The organism is Vibrio sp. 1180_3, assembly GCF_029478545.1.
GTDB classification, from domain to species: Bacteria; Pseudomonadota; Gammaproteobacteria; order Enterobacterales; family Vibrionaceae; genus Vibrio; species Vibrio aestuarianus.
On sequence record NZ_SJFM01000005.1, the window covers coordinates 21,346 to 42,709 of the forward strand.

Sequence of the window (21,364 nt, forward strand, 5' to 3'; positions counted from 1 at the left end):
GGATAATATCAATAGCTTGTATGGTTATGTCTGACTTTTGTCAAATCGGCTTATTCTTGCCCTACTCGTTGCAGTGGTTGGCTACGTTCGTTTATCCGAATCACATAGCCTGTCTATGCTCATAGAGATGAAATTACTTACCAACTGCCTGTAACTCAACGTAGTAAAAAAAGCCGTTGTGTGGGCAACGGCTTTTTATGGGATTATTCGCTGAATTTTTTAAAAATAATCGAAGTGTTGATGCCACCAAAAGCAAAGTTATTGCTCATTAGGTATTGCACATCCAGCTCACGCCCGGTGCCTGTAATGTAATCAAGATCGCCACATTGCGGGTCGATGTTATCTAGGTTAAGGGTTGGATTAAACCAACCGCTGCGCATCATTTCTAAACCCAACCAAGCTTCAACCGCGCCACATGCGCCCAATGTGTGACCAAAATAACTTTTCAACGAGCTGATCGGCACTTTACCCAACGCGTTTGCGGTGGCGTGACTTTCTGCTATGTCTCCCCGGTCGGTCGCCGTACCGTGGGCAGAAACATAGTCAATTTTATCTGCACTTAAATTGGCATCACGCAGCGCCATCTCCATACAGATTTGCATGGTGTCCATTTGTGGTTGAGTGACATGGGCGGCATCGCAGTTGCTGGCAAAACCGATGATTTCTGCGTGAATGGCGGCACCGCGTGCGATGGCGTGTTCATACTCTTCAAGCACTAAAGTTCCTGCGCCTTCACCAATTACTAAACCATCACGCTGAGTATCATACGGGCGTGGGGTGGTTTTTGGCTGGTCGTTTTTGAGGCTAGTGGCAAATAAGGTATCAAATACGGCCGATTCGGTAGGGCAGAGCTCTTCACCACCGCCCGCCACCATTACGGTTTGGTAGCCGTGTTTGATCGCTTCATACGCGTAACCGATGGCTTGGCTACCAGACGTGCAGGCGCTACTGGTTGGAATGACGCGGCCTTTGAGCCCGAAAAATAGGCCTACGTTCACCGCGGCAGTGTGAGGCATCATCTGCACATAAGTGGTGGCGGTAATGGCTCGAGTGGTTTTTTCGTTGAGCATGACACCAAACGCACCGATGGCATCGGTACTGCCTGTTGATGAACCATAAGCGATACCGGTTTGGCCATTCGTCAGCACTTCATGACCAATTAAGCCTGCTTGCAGCAGCGCATTTTCGGTGGCAACGGTCGCCAGTTGTGACACGCGGCCCATACCTCGGACTTGTTTACGTTTGTAGTGGCTAGGCAGTGTAAAGCCCATTATTGGCGCGGCGAGTTTAGTGTTTAAACCCTCATACTGCTCATAGGAAGGCATATATTGAGTGGCATTTTCACAAGCTCTGAGTTTTGGCTCAATACTGGCCCAGTCATTACCAAAAGCAGTCACGCCGGACATGCCTGTAACGACAACGCGACGGGTCATACTAAGCCTCCATTAACCGAGATAACTTGGCGAGTAACATAAGCGGCAATATCAGACATTAAATAGCTCACAAGGCCTGCGACTTCTTCGGGTTCACCCATGCGGCGTAAAGGAACTTGTGGCAGTGCGTGCTCTTTGACGTGCTCATCTACCATGCCGGTATCGATTAAACCCGGAGCAACACAGTTGACGGTGATTTTGCGCTTAGCCAGTTCAAGCGCGAGCGATTTGGTCGCGCCAATCACGCCAGCTTTAGCGGCGCTGTAATTGGTTTGACCTCGGTTGCCCGTGATGCCCGACACCGATGCTAAAGTCACAATGCGCCCACCTTGGCGTTTTTGCACCATTGGCATCACACAAGGGTGGAGGACGTTATAAAAGCTGTCTAAATTGGTGTGAATTACACCATCCCATTCTTGTTCTGTCATGGCGGGAAACGCCGTGTCACGAGTAATGCCCGCGTTATTGACCACGCCGTAATAAGCGCCATGTAGAGCAATATCGGCTTCCAATACTTCGCGACACTGAGCTCGGTTGCTGATGTCAAATTGAATCAATCGGCCTGAACCACCGTTTTGCTCGATGGTCGCTAGTGTTTGCAGGGCACCTTGCTGGTCGCCCATGTAATGGACGGCAATGGCAAAACCATCTTTGGCGAGCGCAATCGCAATCGCTTTGCCTATGCCTTTACTCGCACCAGTCACTAATACGTGTCGGGTCATGCTTGACTCCTCATTTTCATTTCTTCTAATTTTTGTTCTGATGGCACATACACATTTAATTGGCATTCGGCCAAAAGCTGGTGCTGGTGCTCTATTCTTGCGCTAAACACAGCCATACCATTGTCTTGCATTAGTTGTTCAGCATAGATATCGAGCGTTTGCCCTTTCAAGAATGCATCGCACAGCGCGCGATAACGGCGACTGCCGAGCAGAAAGCCAATCGGTGGTTGAATGCTTTGGATAAGTGAATGATACCCAGACCACGCGGCAATAGCTTGTGCCATAAACTCGATACCGACATAGGCCGGTATGCTTTGTGTCACTGGGTCAAAAAACAGGTGGTGCGATTCAATATCCACTTGGCAGTGGATAGATTCGCTCTGTACCTCAAGCGCGCGGTCAATCAAAATCATCGGCGCTTGATGAGGCAGCAGTTGATCAATTGCAGGAAGCTTTGTCATTAACGTAACCAAAAATGAGGCTAATATTGTTGCCACCAAAAGCAAAGGAGTTGCTTAAAATGGCCTTGTTTTCTAAATATTGAGTGGTTTCCACTAGCGTAATATCGATGTCTGGCGCTTTGTTAGCACAGCGCTGAATGGGCAAAGGCAATTGGTATTGCAGTATGTGCCAAGCAATGGCGGCTTCGGTTGCACTGGCCGCGCCGAGCGTATGTCCAGTGAGTGGTTTGGTTGAACTCACCGCAACGTGCTGGCCAAAAACGCGAAAAATCGCTTTACTTTCCATGCTGTCATTGAGCTGTGTTGCGGTGCCGTGAGCGTTGATATAGCCGATATCACTGGCGGTTAATTTGGCATCTTGCAGCGCGTTACGCATTGCCTGTTCTGCACCGTTTCCATCTGGGTGGGGTGCAGAAATATGGTGTGCATCGGAGCTGTCGCCTGCACCCAATAGCGCAATGGCGTGAGTGTGTTGCTGAGACGGCGTTTTACCCAGCAGCATAAAAGCGGCAGATTCACCAATGTTGATGCCATCTCGCTGTGCATCAAACGGTTTACACAAACGTTGAGACAGCGCTTCTAAACCGTTAAAACCATTGAGAGTTAAGCGGCACAAAGTGTCAGCACCACCGACAATCACCGCATCAACCAACCCAGCATTAAGCATTCTTTTGGCGGTGATAAAGACGCGGCCACTGGATGAACAGGCGGTCGAAATGGCGTAGCAGGGGCCGCTTATTGCAAAATAGCGAGCGATAAAATCACTGCAATTGCCTAATTCCTGTTTGTAGTAGTGGTAGTCGCTTGGGAATTCGCCCTGCTCTAACTTGTGGGCGAGTGCGATTTCGCCATCAGCAATGCCGGACGTGCTCGTGCCAACCACCACTGCAATGCGATCTGCACCATAAGTGGCAATCGCGTGGCGGACGCTTGGTTCGATTTGTTGCAGTGCCGATAAAGCCAGTTGGTTGTTGCGCGTATTGAACGCACTTAAATGCGCTGGGATTTCTGGTAGCGGTTCACTCACTCGGCCTACGATGGTTGCGGTGCCAGTATTGAGCGACGTGTCGTCAGCCACAATGTTGTCACAATAGCCCTGCGCTAAACTTTGGTGAATGTGCGACGAGTCACTCCCCATCGCGCAGTGAAAACCGCAGTCTTGGACATAAATAGGTGAGCGAGAATCAATAGGAGAAGTCGTGGATGAGTTCATGATAGCTATCTACGGTTGTGTGGGCGGCAAAGGGTGCTGGGCACTGAGCGTTGTAATCGTAATGGTGTAATTCAATAATTGATTGTGGAAGCGAATATCGCCCTTCATCGAGAAGGGATGTTGATAATCAATAACAATCACTGTTTCACCCAGTTCATTGATGAGTGTTCGTCTATTCTCATCATCAATGATTTGCCACTTTACCTTATTTAACGAGGCTTCCCAAGCATTTCGCGGCCAGAGCGTGATCATCAGGTTAAAGAGTATCTGTTCGGGCTTCGGCAAGGTGTTTTCCAAGCCATTGAGCACGCTGGTCTCAATAGTATCTTGCTGATAATTGAGCGATAAAATCCTCGTTCCCCAAGATGAAAACCCTGCCAGCACAATCTTGTCATCGGTCACCTGCAACTGGACCGGAAGCTGTTGGTTATGTTGGCCACTGTCATCTTGCCAACGGGCGCTGATCAACTGGCTTGCTGTGACTTGGTACCCAAGTTGCGCAGGTTTGGGCAGTGTAACGAATGTGTTGGGGCTAATTTCTACTTGCGTGGAAGCTTGGTTTGGCACTAAAGAGCAGCCAGACAACATCAGTAACAGTATGGGCAGTGTAAGGCGTATCTGTCTCATCATCATGGTTTTTCCTCATGCGCTTTCATGGCGGCAGGTTGTGATTTGATCGCCATTGGTGAAAGCAACCAAGCAACGAAAATGCCGCTAAGTACCGTCAAACCAAAACTGTGAATGGCGTGAGTTTGGCTAAGAGCAAGCAGACCAAACGAGAGCAAAGTAGTCAGTGCTGAAAGGGTTATGGCAAGCAAGGTACTGTGACTGCGGGCTTGTTCGGCAAAAAAGAGCGTGTAATCAATACCGATACCTATCACTAATACTAGCGCTAATAGATTGAATAAATTGAGCGTAGAGCCTGTCGCGACGGTGACGGCTAACCCAGCCATACAAGCAATAAGCGAAGGTAACATAATGCGAATGCTGTGTTTCACGCCGTAGCGCCAAGTAGTGAGAGCGCTGATCAAGGTCAGTGCCAGCGCAATTAATTCCATCACTTTAAGGCGATACTGCCCAAACAGGGTTGAGATCTCTTCGGTTTTATTCAAATAGGCGTAGTCGCTGTTTTGCGCCGCAAACTGCTTAATTACCGCCGCTTGGTGAACCTCTTTCAGCAGCACTACCGCCGCCACTTTTTGCTCAACTTCACCCAAATAAAGAAAGCGCAGCGGTTGGGAAACATCATGGGCTAAATAATGCGCCAGTGTAATGGGCAAAAATGACGCTTCCAGTTTAGGAATCGAAGATAGTTTCAGCGTGTGAGCCAGTGCTGCACCTTGGTTCGCGTACAGTGCTTCAACCAGTGCGTAGTTTTCTTGTTGATGCTTAAGCGAGCTGATGTTTTGGCTTAAACTTTGATAGCCAGAAAGTACGCCTTGTTGTTGCCATTGTGACAATTGCGTATCTAATTTTTCTAACTGCTGCATTAATGTTTCATCATCGTCGGCACTGACGACCAACATTTGCTGTGATGATTGAATACCAGTCAAGGCGCTAATTTGCAGCTCTTGCTGTTTTAATTCGCTCGGCATGGCTTGTAATTGTCGAATATCGTCGTTGTAGTGCACTTGTGTCAGGGCAAGGCTGCTGGTGATCAATAACGCCGAGGGTAGGCCCCATTTAACCCATGGCTTTTGCCAAAGCGAAAACCATAAAGACCAATAAGTGAGGCCGGGGAGAGTTCTCGATAAACTTGGCTTTTTAGCCAAAATCGGATACCAAGCCACGACCGTTGCGTAAGCGGCAACGAGCCCCAAGGCGGAAAATAGCGCTAACTGTTGTAAGCCGGGGAAAGGGGCGACCAGTAGACCGAGATAGCCAATTAAACTGGTGATTAACCCTAAGGTAATGGCGGTCAGAATATGTTTTAGCCCCTGCATGCTGTCCCATTGTTCATTCGCGGCAAGGCGATCGGTCAGGTAGTGAAAGGCGTAGTCGATTGAAACGCCAATCAAGCTGGCACCGAACACTAAGCTAAACAGATGGATCTGACCAAAAAACGCGGTGGTGATCACCATGGCAACCACTAACCCAACGGATACCGAGAGCAGTGCCAACAGTAAAGGCATGGCACTGCGAAAAACCAGCATTACCAACAGCACAATGCCGAGTAATGAGAAAAGGCCGATGGTGCTGATTTCTGACTTGGCACTTTGAGTACCAAAATCGGCGTAAAATAAAACACCAGTGTGATAAATATCCGCCCCAAATTGTTGCTTGATGCGTTGTTGCCATTGAGCAATATCGGGCACCACTTGTTGCGCTTTGAAACTGTATGGTGAATCGTTGAGCTGAGCGGTGATCAGCACGTATTTTTGGCCTTGATACTCGCGGGTTAAGTATCCATCTTGCAAACGAAAATGAGACGATAGCTGGCTAACTTGCGCTAAGTAGTCGCGAAATAGCAAAAAAGGGTCGTGACTTAGCTCTTTCCCTGTCACCCCAGAAAAAGGGTTATATAGGGCTTGCACTACTGTTTGCACTTGTTGTTCGGGATGTTGACTGAGCTGATTACGTTGCTCGCTGGTGAGCAGCTGTGCTCGATGTTGAAAGTAGTAACTAGCCCAAGCGCTCTGTTGAGTGGCATCGATTTTCCCAACCACATCCTTGAAATAGCCACTCTGCTTGAGATGGTTTTCTAGCGTTGTCACGGATTTGAGTCGGTCAGCCTCATTGGGTGCAGTGACAATAAATACTACCTTATCGCTCATACTAGCGGTGACTTTTTCAAACGCTTGCTCGGCGAGCACACTTTGCTGGTTGGCTGGCAGTAGCTTAAGGATATCCGTTTCGATTGGTGAGGCTGCCGAAAAGGCCCACTGCTTGAGCAGTAAGCCAAGACAGAGGATCACAAAAGTCAGCCAGAACAATGCCAGCCGATTCGATTTAGAAGTTAAACTGCGTTTGCTCAGCATGGGTTAAACGCTCTGGCTGGTGGTTTTGGTTAGTAAACTGAATCTCGGTTTTGTCGCCTCGCACTTCTTGCAGGATTAAACCATCAATGTCATCTCGTCCCGTTAACGTTATCGAGGTAAACACAGAGTTCAGTGGCTCATTTCTCGGCGTTAAATTTAACTGCCACTGGCCATCTCCGGTGTGCAGCGTCATCGTAAATTGTTTATTTAATTGCTGCGTGTCACCATGAAATACCGACAAAAAGAGATGGCTGAAATAAAACGCCATTGGGTTCTCTTTTTCGGTAATCACCTGTGGTGGTTGGTTAGCAAAAGTTTGGCGAAGCTTGTCTTGTGTTAGCACTAAATTAACCGGAAATGGTGAGTTTTGTTGCCAAAGTAGGCCATTTTGTTCATCAAGCAAGAATTTCCCAGCTGACGATAGTGGTTGTTCGAACATCTCAATATGGCGGAGTTGAGTAAACTCTCCGCGCACGATCTGGTGTTTCGCCAACTGCGCTTGCAGTGAGGCAAGGTCGGTCACCTGTGCCCAGAGTTGGGGCGAGAATAGAGCTAAAGTTAGCCATAGAAAACGGCGCATTATAATTTCCCGTAGGTATGCCAGTGCTGCACTTTGTCGGTAAATAGCGTTGGGGAAGCGAAACACATCTCTTGCGTGTCGATGCGAACCGCTACTTGAGTGGTGTGCGCTTTACACATTCGTTGCCCGGTCTGGCTATCAAAAATCATGTAGTTAACACGCAAGCGATTTTCCCATTCGGTCAAGGTCGCTTTGACACGAATCGTATGGTTGAACGGGATCGCTTTCACGTACTTCACGTGGGTATCAATCACTGGCCATAGGTAGCCCGATTGAGTCATCGCATGATAGCTGTAATCAATTTTTTCCATCAGCACGCGGCGTGCTTCTTCAAAAAAACGAAAATAATTGCCGTGGTAGATAACGCCCATTGGGTCGGCATCTTGAAACGAGGTGACTAAGGTCACCTCACTTTCCAATGGATGAAGTACATCGCTCATCGCGCTTCCTAGTAAAGTGCCCAGTGGCGTTGTTGAATGCGGTTAATAAAGTGGCGCAAATCATGTTCTAGTGGACGATCTTCCACTACAAAGTCAAACTCTTGCAACACAGCGGAACGCATTTGCTTGATATTGTGACTCATGTGTTGCTCATCCAGCTCATTATGACGTTTGCGCAATTCTATTGCTTGGGTAGCCGCTAACAGTGAGGCGGCCGCCACTTGTTCTGTCAGTTCAAGCACACGTAGGCAATCACGTGCGGCAATGGTTCCCATGCTAACTTTATCTTGGTTGTGACACTCAGTCGAACGTGAAAAAACACTAGCAGGCATGGTATGTTTCAAGGCTTCGGCCGTCCACGCTGAAATGCCAATCTGCACGGCTTTAAAACCGTGGTTGATCGGTTTTCTTTCGCCTTCTGCACCAGTTAAGTTAAACGGCAAACCGTTGTTGAATTTGTAATCCATCAATTGCGCCATTTGGCGATCGAGCAAATCGGCTAGGTTAGCAACCTGCGTTTTTAAGGTATCCATTGCCATGGCAATGTGGCCGCCGTAAAAATGACCGCCGTGCAGTACGCGTTCATTATCGCCATCGATGATGGGGTTGTCGTTGGCACTGTTGAGCTCATTTTCAATCAGTTGACGTAGCCACGGCAGTGCATCTTGCACGGTGCCAATCACATGGGGTGCGCAGCGCAATGAATAGCGATCTTGCAGGCGGTCACTGTTGCGAGGTGGGCGCTCTGCTTGTAAGTCATCACGTAGCCATGCTGCGATTTGTTGCTGACCAGGATGCGGCTTGACGGCAAATAGCGCGGCATCAAAATGGAAGTCGTTACCCTGAATGCCGACAGACACCATAGCGGTAATTTTGGTGCAGAGTTGAGTTAAATACTCGGCGCGTTTATAGGCTAAGCAGGCTAAAGCGGTCATGACTGATGTGCCGTTCATCAGCGCCAATCCCTCTTTTGGTTTTAGCTTAATCGGGCTAATACCCAGTTCGTCAAACACATCTTGAGTCGGGCGCATCTCATCTTTATAAAGCACGTCGCGCTCACCAATCAGTGTGGCCGCGAGGTAGGAGAGTGGCGTTAAATCGCCGCTTGCCCCGACCGAACCTTCTTGTGGAATACGAGGGGCAATATCGTGGTTGATCAAGGTGACGATTTGGTTAAGCAGTTCATGGCTCACACCAGAGACACCTTGCGCTAGTGAACATAAGCGTGTTGCTAATACTGCGCGTGATTGCTGGTGGCTTAATACCTCGCCTAAGCCACAGCCGTGAAAGCGAGTCAAATGCAGTGGTAATTGATCCACTAGATTCGGCGGAATGGCCACGGTGCATGAATCACCATAGCCGGTGGTCACGCCGTAAATCACGCCTTCTTCTTTTAAAAGTCGTTCTAAAAAAGCGACGCCGCGATCAATTTTAGCGGTGAATTCCGCTGAAGAATTGAGGTTGGCCTGCGCGCCTTGCGAAATCGCGACAACATCTTCAATGGTGAGGTGATCGACGCCAAAAGTTATGCGGTTATCTGTCTGAATCGTCATGCTGTTGTTTACTTAGAGTCCAAAAGTTGAAAAAGTTATACCACTGCAGTGGAGCTTGCAGTGTGTAATGTTCCAGCCGATCAGCGTAGCGTTGTACTACCTGCGCTAACGCCGCTTGTCGTTCTTTCCTCGGTAGATCTATGCTGTCGCTAAAGTGCTCGAAATAGACGTTAAAATGAGGTTTTTGTGCCGTATCATCTCTTAAACCAAACAGAAGGTATACTGGGGCTTTTAAAATAGATGCTAGCATAAATGGCCCTTGTGGAAATGGGGCTGGTTTACTTAAGAAATCTGCCCAAACGGCTCGGGTTTCTTTACTGGTTGACGTTCGATCTCCGACGATAACGACCCATTCACCTTGTTCAATTTTCTGTTGTAATAAAATGGCAGTGCTAGGCCCAAGGCTACTTACTTGAATGAGATTGAGCTCTGAATTTGGATTGATGGCTTTCATTACGGTGTTAAAACGTTCTGCATGTTCAGTAAAGACTAATGCATTGATTTTAATCGATGTATGCCGACGTCCCAAGGCTCGGCACAGTTCAATATTGCCAAGATGAGACCCCAACAGTAGCACGCCTTGTTTGCGCTCGACGAGTTGTTGAAAAAGGTCTTGTCCGTGAATGGTTAAATTATCAACCGTAAAATCACCTTTCCAAGCCGCAAGCTTATCAAGCATGGTGTGACCAAAAGAGAGCAAATGATTGTAGCTAGATAAATGCGTTGGCAACGCAAGCGAGTGTTGGCTGGCGTGCTCTCTTAGTTGTTGTAGATAATGCTCCGAAGCTTGTTTTACCTGTTTACCCGTTAAGTGGTAGTAACCAATGACTACTCTCAAAATGAGGTTAAAAACAGAGCGCCCCAGTAAGCTATAAATAAACAACAGAGTTTTAATACCCAGTACCGTACCGCGTTCTTGCTGCTTCGACCAGTGGACATTAGCTTGCGTACGGCTGAAATTGCGTTTTACTAACCGAGGAATGCGCGTAAGCATGCCAAAAAACAACTTGGTGTGCATCCAACTGATGTTAACGTTATCCCATAAGGCATCAAAGTGTGAAATACCACCTTCCGGATAGATCACGCGAGTTTCGACAAAGTCGATGTCGACACCTTGCCAATACATGCGCACCAAAATCTCGATATCAAAATCCATCCGCTTGCCAATTCGATAGCTATCGATTACTTCAATTGATTTTTCAACTGGATACGCACGAAAGCCGCACATACTGTCTTTAATCGATAGTGATAGTGTTTCAATCCATACCCAGATATGGGTAGCGTATCGGCCGTAAAGGCGAGCCTTAGGAACACTTTCGTCGTAAATTGGTTGACCCGAAATCAAATGCGTAGGCTGTGCTTGTGATGCGGCCAGCAGTTTAGGGAGTGCTTGTACATCATGTTGGCCATCAGCATCAATTTGGATGACATGGCTAAAACCGAGTTGATGGGCATAACGAATACCAGCCATTACCGCTCCACCTTTGCCTTGGTTTTCCGTCAGGGTGAGCAGGTGGAGGTTGTCGCGTGAAGTGAGTGCATTTAATGCATGTTTTGTCTCTAGATTGCTACCATCATCGACCAATAACACAGGAAGTGTGAAAGACTCGAGTGATGAAACGACATTTGCGACAGTACTGCCGTGGTTATAGCATGGGATCAAAAAGCAGGCTCGATAGTCAGACACTAGGTTCACCAAGTTTCATTTTGCCTGAAGAGTGAGTGACTGTGTTGTCACCTCGTTGAGAGTTATAGCTGAACGAGAGTTTATTTTTCTCAGCATCCCATACTAGGGTCAGCTGTATGGTTGCATCGGGCAGAATTGGCTCTTGAAATTTAACCACTTCCATCCCTTTAAATGCGGATGGTACTAGTAAATATTCTCGTGCGTAGTGTAAAGCCCAATCAATCTGAGTCACTCCTGGTAGCAGAGGAAAATGAGGGAAATGCCCAGTAAAATCCAAAATATCGGAGTCAACCTTGAATGTTAAGACCACGCTATCGGATTGGGTCTCTGTAGCTAATAATGTCGGTTTTCGTTTGACCATAGTGTTGGGCTTAATCATCATGATGGTTGAAATAGTGTGACGAGTTCTGTCATTAGGCGTTTGCCTTGACTGTTGAGTGGGATCTCTTTTACCACTCTAAAGCGGCGAGGCAAAGCGATTGGTTCAAGCCATTGACGTAATTCAGAACGTAATAATAACCAGAGTTTTCCTTTTCCGAGCTCAGCTAGTTTGGTCTCTCCCTCTGGCGATAACACAAGTGCAGCGACTAGGATTAAGCGCTCGCCATCTTGTTGTGGAAGAACGGCGCTTTCAACTATCCAAGCTAATTGCTCAAGTCGTTTTTCGACTTCGACAAGAGATACCCGCTTTTCTTCGATTTTTATGATGCGATCGGTACGCCCCTTAAGAATAAAGTGTCGTGTGTCCGTGAATTCACATTCATCAGCCGTTTGGTACCAACCGTTAGGATCAATATGAGCTGAACGCAAAGCTAAGCAGTTTTCATGATTGAGCTGTGCATCAATAGACGGAAATAATTGCCAAGGTTGCATTTCATTGTGCTGCTGTCTGTAGGCTATCCCGCCAGTTTCTGTACTGCCATAGACTTCTATCGGGCGTTGATGAAATAGGGTGTCCGCATGACAGGATGCGCTATAGCTGAGTGGCCCCCCAGAAGAAAAAACAGCGCACATTGGCTTGGCATGTTCTTCTTGAGTTAGTCGTTTCAATAATGCTGGACTACTAATCAAGGTCGTATTTGGTTGCGCGTGAGCGATCACTTGCTCCGGGAATTCTAAGTTGTAAATTGCGAATGCTCGACCAGAACATAGGGGCCATAATAGGCGAAATAGTAAGCCGTAGATATGTTGATGCGAAACGGTACTTTCTATCTTTGAATCTTGCAGCACAGCCCCCCAGAGCTTTTCTAAAATAGCAATTTCAACGTCAAGTTGATGCAGTGTTTTAATGATAGCTTTCGGTATGCCACTGCTTCCAGACGTAAACAGCGTGACGCTATGTTGAGTTAGATCGAGTGTTGGGAATTCAATCAATGAGCTGGGATGTTGTGAATGTTCTAGAAGCAAACTGTCGGTTAAATGGGTGTGATGAATAGTTTCATCACACAGCAGAAGTTCGAAATAAGGGCTGAGTTCGGCTAAAGCCGCTGGTTGATAGTTTCCCGGTAAAACCAAATATTTATTGGCATGACACACCGCAAAAAATCCAACAGCAAAGAGATAACTATTATTAGAGCATAATGCAATATGGTGAGCGTTATGCTGACGCAGTCGATCTCGTAGTTGAGCTATGTCAAACAGAAATTGTGACCAACGGATGTGCTTTCCCCGATCAAAAGCAACGACATGATCACGGTCTTTTGGCGATGACAATAAAGTGGAAAGTGAATAAAAATCGTTGTTGTCGATATTCATAATTTGCCTAGCTTTGACGAATTTTTTGTCTTACAAGCCATTCCCCAGCAAAGATAGCACCTGCAAGGAGGTAGCTGATGAGGCCGTTGTATAAGGTCCAGATTTCGATAGATTGAAAACAAGTAAATAGGGCAATAACGCCGTTGAACATAAAATAAACACACCACACTTTGGTTACTGTGCGCGTGTAGGCAATGCCACTTTGCGGGAGGTCTGGTTCTTGTAAGCGAGCGAGTCGTTCAATGATGGTCTGCTTTTGTTTAAGGCTTAACGCAAAAACACTCAGCATGCATACATTGACGACAACGGGATAAAATAGTAACCAACCATGCTGTTTAAAGACTATGCCTAAAATGGCTAAAGTCAGGCCAATCAGCCCACTTATCCACGCTAATTGCTTCAATTCCTGAATTTTGGCCTGCTGCCCTGCTACTATTCTTAAGCCGAAAATACAGGCTAGTAGAATTCCAACAGTCTGTAGACCAAATTCATTGATCCCTAAATAGACCGCGAAAGGATAGGCAAGCAGGACAATTGCAGACAAAACTGTCAGCAATTGGCGCATTAGTTTTCCTTCACGAGTTCAATTACCGCTTCTACAACGTCATTAACAGTGCGAACGGCTTTAAACTCTTCAGGTTTAATTTTCTTTCCTGTTACTTTTTGTAGATGGACGACAAGATCGACAGCATCGATACTGTCGAGATCTAAATCTTGATACAGATGTGCGTCAGGTTGAATTTCAGATTCATCAATTTCAAATAATTCAACGAGAGCTTCTTTAACTTGATCAAATACTTGTTGGTTTACTTCTGTCATAACGCTATCTGTTTATTTGTGGTTAGTTTGAGATGAAATATAACGTGCTAAATTTGCCACTGATGCAAAGTGTTGGCGAGTATGGGAATCATCAGCGTCAATAACGATATTGTACTTCTTTTTAATCGCCAAACCGAGCTCTAAAGCGTCAATAGAATCTAAGCCTAAGCCATCACCAAATAATGGTGCATCGGAGTCAATCTCTTCAACAGTGATATCTTCGAGGTTAAGAGCTTCAATGATCAGTTGTTTGATTTCTTTATGTAGTGTTTCCACGTAAACCTGCTTGTTTGTATGCAAATAGTTGCTAAAAATATTATCGTTTTTTAGTGAATACTGATGTTGTTTTGATGGGAAAAGCTTATCTGCAAGATGGCGGTTTAAATGCCTAGCTGCAGTGGTTGCATTCACAGCTTGATCGATAAAGGGCTGCGTCTCGATTCTACCTTTAATTTCCACATGGAAAAAGGGTTTAGTTTTGGGTACCTGATACCATTTGCTTTCTTTAGTAAGAAAGTGAGGAGAAACAGTAATATGGATGACTCGCAAATCACGTTGGGTTCTTATCGCAATTTGTGCTGCGCCACGTTGTAGTTTTGACTTAATCCCCGGGGTGGTGCGAGTCCCTTCAGGGAAAATTAACAGTACATTGCCTTGATCAAAGCGCTTTTCACACAAATTCAATAAATCATCTGGAGTTTCATTAGGTATGTAGCCCGCCGCTTTAACAATATGTTTCATAAATGGGTTCGCCCAAATTGCAGATTTGACTAAGCAATCGCATTGTTTTAACTGCGAAGCAATTAAAACATAGTCAATTAAGCTTGGGTGATTAGCGACAATAAGACAGTTTTTATCTTGTTTTAAAATATCTGCACCATCAATTTTATAATCAATTGCTCCGGTGAGTTTCATTAATTTGCAAAATAAATTGAATGTGAATTGGATGTTTTTTTGTACTCGATATTCACGCTTGATGCTTTGGCGAGAAAACAATGAAATAAGCGGGATGGCAATAAAACTGAGAAACAGGCCACCAAGGCCGAATATAGCGAAACAAAAACCAGTGGCGAAAACTCGCCAATATTGATTGATCTTTAACATGTACGTTGCCATTGCCAAGCATGCGTTGAGCCTTCAATTATCCAGCTAGATTGATTGGATAAATAGTGCTTAAGAAAAGTTAACGCTTGAGGCATTGTGAGTTTTTCGTTAGTTGAAGGGCAAGATGATATCGTTAAATTTGAACCTTGAGAAATAACGAGACCTAAGGCGTAACTCTGGTAATGATGAGTTTCAAATTGTTGATATTCATCTGTCAAAGGTTCGTCGAAATCAACTAACAGTACTTTGTTGTTTGGATGTTCTGCGAGATACAGCCAAGCTTCTAATAGAGCACTTTGGAAGGTATTTTGTGAAGCGGCGATAGAGGTTAATGGTATTGGTTGTTTAGTCGCTATGGTCGCTAACCCTGCAGATGTATTATGAACCGATTGTGAAAATGCCATTGGTGATGCTTCTTCACCTTGCAATATAGCCTTGACGATATCGACGCTGCGGTGTAATTCGCCATGGCGGCAAGAAAAAACCATGTAGTCAATTTTTTGATCTTGAATTATTTCCAGTGCGGTTTGAACGGCGATCTTACTTAAAGTACTCATACGACGACGCATCATCGCAGGAATATTGGCAACATTTAATGTCGCATCTTCTGGCCATATTTGAGTACTTGCCCATTCTTGCCAATCTTGATAGTTACTTAGGCCAGCCGAATTTGCTTTCCAAGTGTCAATATTTAGTGTGATTAATTGCTGTTGATTTGACATAAGATATTGAATTGTTTTCGCTGGGGTTAAATACTATGGCACATGATGAATCCTTACAACTATAACTGTTTGTATCATTGACTTAAATAATGTTTTTAATGAATTGAGCGGAAGTTGGATTAAGTGTTGGGATATTGTTCGAAAATTTTAAATTAGGTTGTTACGTGTTAAATCAAAAAATAGATCCTTACAACGCTTTAGAAGCGAAAACGGAAGCACAAAAGCTTTCTTTTGCTCCCATTGTTTTTCATACAGCTCGCACACTGCGTGATCTCGGTATTTTAGCGGTTTTAGATGAGGCAGGAGCGGAAGGATTAGATGCAGAAAAAATAGCGCAGTGTACTGGTGTGTCTGAATACGGTGTGAAAGTGCTACTAGATATGGCCATTAGCGCTCATATCGTTTTATGGGATAAGCCTAATTATTCACTCGCTAACCTTGGTATCTTTTTGCTTCATGATGGGATGACGCAAGCGAATATGGATTTTACTGCTGACGTTTGCTACGCGGCGATGATGCATCTAACGGAATCCATTACTGAGGGCAAACCTGCGGGTTTAAAAGAGTTGGGGGATTGGGAAACTATTTACCAAGGTTTATCGCGATTACCACCGAAAGCCAAAGAGAGCTGGTTTAAGTTTGACCATTTTTATTCTGATCGCTCATTTCCCGTATTGTTAGCCGAGGTTTTTGCTAACAAACCTAAGCGCTTGGTGGATATTGGTGGCAATACGGGTAAATGGGCGTTGCAATGCTGTGGCTATGATGCTGATGTTGAAGTGACCATTGTTGATTTACCTCAGCAACTTGAGATGGCAATGCGCAATGCAGACCAACAAGGTTTTGCGGATCGCATTCATCCGTTTCCAGCCAATATGCTTGATAAATCACAACCACTTCCTGAAAAGGCAGATGTGTGGTGGATGAGTCAATTTTTAGATTGTTTCTCACCGATGGAAATATTGAGCATTTTAAAGCGAGTACGCGCTAACCTTACACCTGACTCCACAGTGTATATTCTTGAACTGTTTTGGGACGCACAGAAATATGATGCTGCGTCTTTTAGTCTCAATGCTACCTCTCTTTATTTCACTTGCTTAGCTAACGGGAACAGTCGTTTTTACCGTAGTGAGGATTTCTTAGAAATTGTGGCTGAAGCGGGGCTGGGAATTGTAAAAAGAACGGATAACATTGGTCTTGGCCATACTTTATTACAACTAAAAGCCCAAGATTAACTCCAGAAATATGAGTCCTATTATGAATAAAGAGAATACACAAGTCGTCATTATTGGTGCGGGTCCTTCAGGTTCGACGGCAGCTGCGTTGCTCCATGCTCAGCAAATTGACGTTATTGTTCTAGAAAAAGCTCAGTTTCCTCGTTTCTCTATTGGCGAAAGCTTACTTCCGGCTTGTATGGAAGTGATTGAAGAAGCAGGGATGCTGCAATCGGTTGTCGACGCTGGCTTTCAATATAAAGATGGTGCAGCTTTTCGCAAAAATGGCGTCTATACCCAATTTGACTTCACCGATAAATTTTCATCGGGCCCAGGAACGACCTTCCAAGTGCAGCGAAGTCACTTTGATAAAGTCCTTGCCGATTCTGCGGCTGAGCAGGGGGTTGAAATTCGCTATCAGCATGAATTACTTGATATCCAGTTCCAAGATGAACAATCACTGTTGCTTGTTAAGGATTCAGAGGGTGTCGAATATCAGATTGAAGCAGAATATGTACTTGATGCGAGTGGATTTGGTCGTGTGTTGCCAAGGCTACTTGAATTGGAAGAACCTTCTTGTTTACCACCGCGCAAGGCTATTTTTACTCATATTGTTGATAATATCGATTCACCTCAAGAGCAATATGATAGGAATAAAATATTAATTTCAGTTCACCCGGTTAACCCAGATGTGTGGTATTGGCTTATCCCATTTTCAAATGGTGTCTGCTCGTTAGGTGTTGTCGGAGAGCCTGATTTTTTCGCTCAATATCCGAGTGAAAAAATTGATACCATTCAACAATTAGTGAGTGAAGTTCCAGAGCTTGCTGCAATTCTAAATAACGCACAATTCCCTAATCCTGCAGGAGAGTTGGGCGGGTATTCGGCGAACGTAAAGCAATTAGCGACTCGTCATTATGCTTTGTTAGGTAATGCTGGTGAATTTTTAGACCCCGTATTCTCTTCTGGTGTCACCATCGCGATGAAGTCCGCGCAATTGGCTACATCGTGTGTCGTTAATCAGTTAAAAGGTCAACGGGTTGACTGGCATCAAGATTATTCACAACCATTAATGGTCGGCGTTGATGTGTTTAGAACCTATGTGGAAGGGTGGTATAACGGCACATTGCAAGATGTGATCTTTTATGAAAATCCGAACTCACGCATTAAACAAATGATTTGTTCAATCCTTGCGGGATATGCTTGGGATGTGAGTAACCCTTATGTATCAGAGCATCAACGCCGTTTAATCAACCTTGCTGAATTTATCCACTCTTCTTAGTCGCGTCTTTCATCTCTGAGTGTCATTCTCGCTATTTTATAAAGTAGTGAGAATGGCGTTATTCAATCCTCATTGTCGTTTTAATGCGACAACCGGGCCGTTTACAGTTAGCTCTATACCCTTCCTACTTGAAGTTGCAGCGGTGTTGGCTACATTCGCTCACCCCAATCACATAGTTTATCTATGCTCATGGGGATGAACTCACTTGCCGCCTACCTGCAACTTCAAGTTGTTTGGGTATATCATTTATTATTCATTAATTTGTAAATATTACTTTACAGGTTGTCGTGGTGTTATTTTTCTGAAAGGGTAACTTTCTTCACAGAACATGTAATTAGGAAAGTTAATCGTTAGTTAACGCTAGATCTACGATACCGTTAGTGCTAGATTTTTCAGCAAATCTCTAGCATAAGATGTTGTAAAATCGTGTTGTGGTAGATGATTTGGTACCGTGATCACAATCAAAATGTATTATTTGCTTTAATGAACTGACTTTTGGTTATTAGACATTTTTTTCCACTGATTTAAGTATCTGGTCGGAGGATTATGCGACTTTTTACGACGTTTTTATGGCAAATTATTTCAATGATTGATAATGTGTGCCGCACTCCTTGTAAGGTTTTAGATTTTTCTGCTTAGTTTTTGCGCTAAATAAATCTAAATATCTAGCCGTTCTAGATACCTTGTGAGGAAGTCATGGATGCAAAAATAAAAACTTGGAGTTTATGCATGTATAAAAATAAAATCACCCAAGCCCTTCTTCTAGGGGCGGGTATGGCAGTGGCTGCCACTTCTACTTTTTCTATCGCGGCTGATGTTCCAGCCGGCACCAAATTGGCCAAAGTTCAGGAAATCGTTCGTGGTAACGGTACTGAAGTCGCCACACTCGATCCTCACAAATCCCAAGGTGTTCCTGAGTCGCATGTAATTCGTGACTTATTGGAAGGGCTTGTGAACCAAGACTCGGATGGTAAAACCATTCCTGGTGTCGCAGAAAGTTGGGAAACGGCAGACAACAAAACATTCATTTTCCATTTGCGCAAAAATGCAAAATGGTCAAATGGTGATCCTGTCACGGCTGGTGATTTTGTTTTCAGCTTCCAGCGCGCCGTCGACCCTGTAACGGCTTCTCCTTACTCTTGGTATATGGAATATACCAAGATGAAAAATGCAAAAGAGATTATCGCAGGAACGAAAGACAAAAGTGAACTTGGCGTTAAAGCTAAAGATGACCATACACTCGTTGTTGAACTTGAAGATGCTGTGCCTTATTTCGTCATGATGATGGGCCATACAACCGTGAAACCCGTTCATAAAGCAACCGTAGAAAAGTTTGGTGACCAATGGACCAAGCCTGAGCATTTTGTTGGTAACGGTGCCTACGTTGTTGATCAATGGGTTGTCAATGAGCGTTTAGTACTAAAGCGTAACGAGCAATACTGGGACAACGGCAAAACAGTCATTAACAAAGTTACTTTCCTGCCTATTGAAAACCAAGTATCAGAAATGAACCGTTTCTTATCAGGCGAAATCGATTTCACCAATGAATTGCCAACAGAGCACTTCAAGCGTCTGAAGAAAGAGCACCCGGAATCAGTATCGATTCAGGGTAACCTATGTACCTACTACTACATTTTTAATACCAAAAAAGCACCATTTGACGACGTTCGCGTACGTAAAGCGATTTCTTACGCTATCGACCGTAACATTGTGAGTGATGCGATTTTAGGTCAAGGCCAAAAACCAGCTTATTTCTTAACACCTGAAATTACGGCTGGCTTTAATCCTCAAATGCCAGCATACGGCAAGATGACGCAAAAAGAGCGCGATGCAGAAGCGGCAAAATTGTTAGCTGAAGCGGGCTTTAATAAAGACAACCCACTGAAATTCAGCCTCCTCTACAATACATCGGAAAACCACAAGAAAATCGCTGTAGCACTGGGTTCTATGTGGAAAAAAACGTTAGGTCTTGACGTTGTATTAGAGAACCAAGAGTGGAAAACGTATCTAGATTCTAAAGATCAAGGTAACTTTGAAGTGGCACGCGCTGGTTGGTGTGGTGACTATAATGAAGCGTCTTCATTCCTAACCTTAATGGTGAGCAATAACACCACGGGTGGTTTGCACTACCAAAGCGCTGAATACGATGCAATTATTGATAAAGCGTTGAAATCAACCTCAGAAGAAGAGCGCACTAAGCTATATCTGGATGCTGAAAAGCAATTAACTAAAGATATGCCAATTGCCCCTATCTATCAGTATGTTAAATCTCGTTTAGTATCTCCTAATGTAGGCGGCTTCCCGGTGAATAATGCGGAAGATAAGATCTACTCAAAAGATCTTTATATCACAGCAAAGTAAGTCCACTTACGCTGATAAAAATATAACGACTTAGACACTGCATGTAGCTATCTTCAGATAGTAATTTACATGCAGCGTCTTTCTAATTTTCATTGTCACAGACTGAAAGAGTGAGTTTATGCTTAAATTCATCGCAAAAAGGATATTAGAAGCGATACCAACCATGTTGGTGTTGATCACGGTATCTTTCTTTCTCATGCGTTTCGCTCCTGGTAACCCATTCTCAAGCGAACGTCCTTTACCACCGGAAGTGATGGCCAACATTGAAGCCAAATATGGCTTAGACAAACCCGTGTCTGAGCAATACTTCACCTACTTGACCAATATTTTGCAAGGTGATTTTGGCCCATCATTCAAATACCAAGATTATACGGTGAATGAATTGATCGCCGTTGCCTTGCCTGTCTCGGCAAAAGTCGGCTTTATCGCGTTTATTTTTACCGTTATCGCGGGTGTTTCCATTGGCACGATTGCCGCACTAAAACATAACACTTGGATTGACTACACCATCATGTCGACGGCAATGATTGGCGTGGTGATGCCGTCGTTTGTTCTCGCCCCAGCTTTAATTTATCTCTTCTCCTTGCATTGGAAAATATTCCCGGCTGGTGGTTGGTTAGATGGAAGTTTCCAATATTTAGTACTGCCAGTGCTGGGTATGTCGATGCTCTATATTGCCACCTTTGCCCGTATCACCCGTGGCTCAATGATAGAAACACTCAACAGTAACTTTATTCGCACGGCACGCGCGAAAGGATTGAGTTATCCCTATATCGTTGTTAACCATGCTTTGAAGCCTGCTTTACTGCCTGTTGTGTCGTACATGGGGCCTGCGTTTGTCGGTATTATTACGGGGTCTGTGGTGATTGAAACGATTTTCGGTCTACCGGGTATCGGTAAGCTGTTTGTTAACGCTGCATTTAACCGCGATTACTCATTGGTGATGGGTGTAACCATTTTAATTGGTTTCCTATTTATTCTTTTCAACGCCATTGTTGATATTTTGCTTGCGGTCATTGACCCGAAAATTCGCTACTAAC

20 protein-coding genes and 1 pseudogene are annotated in these 21,364 nt (G+C 44.8%); 4 read left to right on the forward strand and 17 right to left on the reverse strand.

Annotated features, from left to right (window positions below):
* Nucleotides 1-203: 203 nt before the first annotated feature.
* From EYW48_RS04650 to EYW48_RS04730, 17 genes and pseudogenes are all read right to left on the reverse strand, one after another.
* Nucleotides 204-1,433: a beta-ketoacyl-ACP synthase gene (locus EYW48_RS04650; RefSeq protein ID WP_017050422.1), complete on the reverse strand. Its 1,230-nt coding sequence runs from the start codon at nt 1,431-1,433 to the stop codon at nt 204-206.
* Complete coding sequence (locus EYW48_RS04655; RefSeq protein WP_017045136.1) at nt 1,430-2,155, reverse strand: 3-ketoacyl-ACP reductase FabG2; 726 nt, start codon at nt 2,153-2,155, stop codon at nt 1,430-1,432. Before EYW48_RS04655 ends, EYW48_RS04650 begins: the two co-directional genes overlap by 4 nt.
* On the reverse strand, nt 2,152-2,616 hold the full coding sequence (locus EYW48_RS04660; protein ID WP_277431938.1) for a hotdog family protein: 465 nt from the start codon (nt 2,614-2,616) through the stop codon (nt 2,152-2,154). Before EYW48_RS04660 ends, EYW48_RS04655 begins: the two co-directional genes overlap by 4 nt.
* Entirely contained in the window at nt 2,594-3,829 is a 1,236-nt protein-coding gene (locus tag EYW48_RS04665) for a beta-ketoacyl-[acyl-carrier-protein] synthase family protein (protein ID WP_277431939.1), read from the reverse strand. Before EYW48_RS04665 ends, EYW48_RS04660 begins: the two co-directional genes overlap by 23 nt.
* Nucleotides 3,830-3,838: 9 nt before the next feature.
* A complete protein-coding gene (locus tag EYW48_RS04670; RefSeq protein WP_277431973.1) occupies nt 3,839-4,459 on the reverse strand; it encodes a DUF3261 domain-containing protein in 621 nt (206 codons plus the stop codon).
* Nucleotides 4,459-6,807: an MMPL family transporter gene (locus EYW48_RS04675; RefSeq protein WP_277431940.1), complete on the reverse strand. Its 2,349-nt coding sequence runs from the start codon at nt 6,805-6,807 to the stop codon at nt 4,459-4,461. The genes EYW48_RS04670 and EYW48_RS04675 overlap by 1 nt, the downstream gene beginning before the upstream one ends.
* The gene (locus EYW48_RS04680) at nt 6,779-7,390 is read right to left on the reverse strand and encodes an outer membrane lipoprotein carrier protein LolA (protein ID WP_176313045.1); all 612 of its coding nucleotides are present in this window, start codon (nt 7,388-7,390) and stop codon (nt 6,779-6,781) included. The genes EYW48_RS04675 and EYW48_RS04680 overlap by 29 nt, the downstream gene beginning before the upstream one ends.
* A complete protein-coding gene (locus EYW48_RS04685; protein WP_053309261.1) occupies nt 7,387-7,827 on the reverse strand; it encodes an acyl-CoA thioesterase in 441 nt (146 codons plus the stop codon). Before EYW48_RS04685 ends, EYW48_RS04680 begins: the two co-directional genes overlap by 4 nt.
* Nucleotides 7,828-7,835: 8 nt before the next feature.
* Complete coding sequence (locus EYW48_RS04690; RefSeq protein WP_176313037.1) at nt 7,836-9,380, reverse strand: aromatic amino acid ammonia-lyase; 1,545 nt, start codon at nt 9,378-9,380, stop codon at nt 7,836-7,838.
* On the reverse strand, nt 9,361-11,067 hold the full coding sequence (locus EYW48_RS04695) for a glycosyltransferase family 2 protein (protein WP_277431941.1): 1,707 nt from the start codon (nt 11,065-11,067) through the stop codon (nt 9,361-9,363). The genes EYW48_RS04690 and EYW48_RS04695 overlap by 20 nt, the downstream gene beginning before the upstream one ends.
* Nucleotides 11,060-11,428, reverse strand: a complete 369-nt coding sequence (locus EYW48_RS04700; RefSeq protein ID WP_171980827.1) for a 3-hydroxyacyl-ACP dehydratase — start codon at nt 11,426-11,428, stop codon at nt 11,060-11,062. The genes EYW48_RS04695 and EYW48_RS04700 overlap by 8 nt, the downstream gene beginning before the upstream one ends.
* 17 nt (nt 11,429-11,445) lie before the next feature.
* Nucleotides 11,446-12,822, reverse strand: a complete 1,377-nt coding sequence (locus EYW48_RS04705) for an AMP-binding protein (protein ID WP_277431942.1) — start codon at nt 12,820-12,822, stop codon at nt 11,446-11,448.
* Between the two features lie 7 nt (nt 12,823-12,829).
* Nucleotides 12,830-13,387 (reverse strand): hypothetical protein, encoded by a 558-nt coding sequence (locus EYW48_RS04710; RefSeq protein WP_171980829.1) that lies wholly within the window; start codon nt 13,385-13,387, stop codon nt 12,830-12,832.
* Complete coding sequence (locus EYW48_RS04715; protein ID WP_053309266.1) at nt 13,387-13,641, reverse strand: acyl carrier protein; 255 nt, start codon at nt 13,639-13,641, stop codon at nt 13,387-13,389. Before EYW48_RS04715 ends, EYW48_RS04710 begins: the two co-directional genes overlap by 1 nt.
* Before the next feature lie 12 nt (nt 13,642-13,653).
* A complete protein-coding gene (locus EYW48_RS04720) occupies nt 13,654-13,917 on the reverse strand; it encodes a phosphopantetheine-binding protein (protein ID WP_053309267.1) in 264 nt (87 codons plus the stop codon).
* Nucleotides 13,918-13,992: 75 nt separating this feature from the next.
* Nucleotides 13,993-14,745 (reverse strand): annotated as a pseudogene (locus EYW48_RS04725) (lysophospholipid acyltransferase family protein); the annotation flags it as partial.
* Nucleotides 14,739-15,467 (reverse strand): beta-ketoacyl synthase chain length factor, encoded by a 729-nt coding sequence (locus tag EYW48_RS04730; RefSeq protein ID WP_171980831.1) that lies wholly within the window; start codon nt 15,465-15,467, stop codon nt 14,739-14,741. The pseudogene EYW48_RS04725 and the gene EYW48_RS04730, both read right to left, overlap by 7 nt.
* A 164-nt stretch (nt 15,468-15,631) precedes the next feature.
* Here EYW48_RS04730 and EYW48_RS04735 point away from each other — a divergent pair, with 164 nt between their 5' ends.
* The 4 genes from EYW48_RS04735 (at nt 15,632) to oppB (ending at nt 21,363) form a co-directional block, all read left to right on the forward strand.
* Complete coding sequence (locus EYW48_RS04735; protein ID WP_277431943.1) at nt 15,632-16,702, forward strand: class I SAM-dependent methyltransferase; 1,071 nt, start codon at nt 15,632-15,634, stop codon at nt 16,700-16,702.
* 22 nt (nt 16,703-16,724) lie between these two features.
* Entirely contained in the window at nt 16,725-17,963 is a 1,239-nt protein-coding gene (locus tag EYW48_RS04740; RefSeq protein ID WP_053309270.1) for an NAD(P)/FAD-dependent oxidoreductase, read from the forward strand.
* A gap of 729 nt (nt 17,964-18,692) precedes the next feature.
* Nucleotides 18,693-20,324: an ABC transporter substrate-binding protein gene (locus EYW48_RS04745; protein ID WP_029189786.1), complete on the forward strand. Its 1,632-nt coding sequence runs from the start codon at nt 18,693-18,695 to the stop codon at nt 20,322-20,324.
* A 118-nt stretch (nt 20,325-20,442) separates the two neighbouring features.
* Complete coding sequence (gene oppB / locus EYW48_RS04750; protein WP_013856495.1) at nt 20,443-21,363, forward strand: oligopeptide ABC transporter permease OppB; 921 nt, start codon at nt 20,443-20,445, stop codon at nt 21,361-21,363.
* The last annotated feature ends 1 nt before the right edge of the window (nt 21,364 follow it).